The sequence below is a fragment of the Corynebacterium sp. HMSC08F01 genome, assembly GCF_001807545.1.
Taxonomy (GTDB): domain Bacteria; phylum Actinomycetota; class Actinomycetes; order Mycobacteriales; family Mycobacteriaceae; genus Corynebacterium; species Corynebacterium coyleae.
In genome coordinates, this window is sequence record NZ_KV789280.1 from 1 (window position 1) to 1,786 (window position 1,786).

At 56.4% G+C, this 1,786-nt stretch carries 2 protein-coding genes; both read right to left on the reverse strand.

Going from position 1 to position 1,786, the window contains the following annotated elements:
- Nucleotides 1-97: 97 nt before the first annotated feature.
- A complete protein-coding gene (istB, locus tag HMPREF3171_RS01085; protein ID WP_101733627.1) occupies nucleotides 98-832 on the reverse strand; it encodes an IS21-like element helper ATPase IstB in 735 nt (244 codons plus the stop codon).
- A gap of 1 nt (nucleotide 833) precedes the next feature.
- Nucleotides 834-1,786, reverse strand: a 953-nt coding sequence (locus HMPREF3171_RS12000) for a transposase family protein (protein WP_168161862.1), incomplete at its 5' end; no start/stop codon positions are given.

Below are 1,786 nucleotides of genomic sequence, written 5' to 3' on the forward strand. Positions count from 1 at the left end.
TGTGTTTTGTCAAGTTGTTTTAGGCCGTTTCGGCTCGAATTTTTAGGCCAGTTCGGCACGGTTTTGGGCCGTTTGAGCGTTGCTGGGGTTTTGAGGGTTATTTCATGAGGGCGTTTGCCATGCGGTAGGACTGGCCGGTGAAGGTAATCATGCGTCCGTGGTGGACGATGCGGTCGATGGCTGCCGCTGCCATGTCATCGTTGCCGAAGACTTGGCCCCATTGGGAAAACGCGAGGTTGGTGGTGATGATCAGGCTGCGTTGTTCGTAGGCGTCGGCGATGGCTTGGAAAAGTAACCGTGCACCGTCAGTGTCGATGGGGATGTAGCCGAGTTCGTCGATGACGAGGAGCTTGTTTTTGCCGAGTGCTGCGAGTTCTTTGTCGAGTCTTCCTGCCTGTTTAGCGTTGCGTAAGTGGTCGACTAGGCCGGCGGCGGTGAAAAACCTTGCTGGGATGCCTGCAAGGCATGTTTGGGTGGCTAGCGCGATGGCGAGATGTGTTTTCCCGGTGCCGACGTCCCCGTAGAAGACGAGGTCTTCACATCCGTTGAGAAACTCAAGCGTGGTGAGGTGTTCGCGGGTGATGTCCGTGGGCAGGGTCACTGGTGACCAGTCGTAGCCGTCGAGGGTTTTGCGTACTGGCACACGCGCACGGTGCATGAGGCGGCGGGCTCTGGATGCTGCTCTGGAAGAAAGTTCAGCTTCGAACAATTCGATGAGGATGTCGCACTGGCGTGGGGTGGCGTGTTCAACGCATTGGCGTAACACAGCGGTGGTCAAATAGAGCTGGCGGCCGAGTGTGACAACTTGGTTTTTGGTGGTTGTAGCGCTCATTTTAGGTCGCCTCCGCATGCTGTGGGGTGTTGATTGTGGTGGCAAGGAGTTGGTCGTAGGTAGCCAGGTTTGCTCTGGTGTGCTGTGTTGGTGGTGGGGTGCTGTATCGTGCAGCGATGCCAAGATGCGGTCCGGTTGGTTGAGCGTTGGCTTCTAAAAGTGCTGCAGCGGCGGTGACGGTGGCGTCGAAACCGCATTCTGCGGCGGTGGTTTGTGCATGGGTGAAAAACTCACGACGTGTGACGGTATCTGCTTCGTCGAGGTAGCCGACGACGTTATCCGGCATATGGTGGCGAAGTGGTGAGTTCTTCCACGCTCCCGGCTTTTTGGCTAACCCTGGCAGCAGACTTATGGGGTTGATCACTGTAGCGTCTGCAGTGCCGAAGACTCTCGGCAGCGCGATGATGCGTCGAGACTCCTCGTCTAAGACGGTGATGGTGTCGTGGGACAATTCCAGTGTGACTTGCCTGTTTGCCCAGGCAGGCCCGACTAGGTAGCGGTTGCCTGCTACGGTGACAATCCCGGTTTTATCGGTGCGACGCACTTCGAAACGCACCGGATTAAACCGCACCGACGGACATGCTTTGAGCGCTTGTTGATCGTGTTGAAACAGATCAGCGATTACCGCTGCCTTCTTATAATGGGTCTGCTTGGCAAACGCGGCACACCCAGAGTCCAGAAGAGCGTTTAGTTCTGCCAGTGAAGCAACTTCTGGCACGGGAACGAGCAGGTTTCGGCGGATGAACCCGACAGCGTTTTCCACATTGCCTTTCTCATGGCCTGAATACGGGTTGCAGTAACGCGACCGAGTCCGATAGTGCGCTTTAAACGCGGCGAAGAGCTCTGATTCGACAACCTTCGGGCCGACACGGCGTCCAATAGCAGTAGCGTTATCGAAGACCATCTCAGTCGGCACTCCGCCGGCAGCATCGATGACATCCAGCAATCCGGTAA

Excerpts from the sequence above, each read along its gene's own strand:
- istB (WP_101733627.1), bottom strand. The coding sequence starts at position 832 with ATGAGCGCTACAACCACCAAAAACCAAGTTGTCACACTCGGCCGCCAG.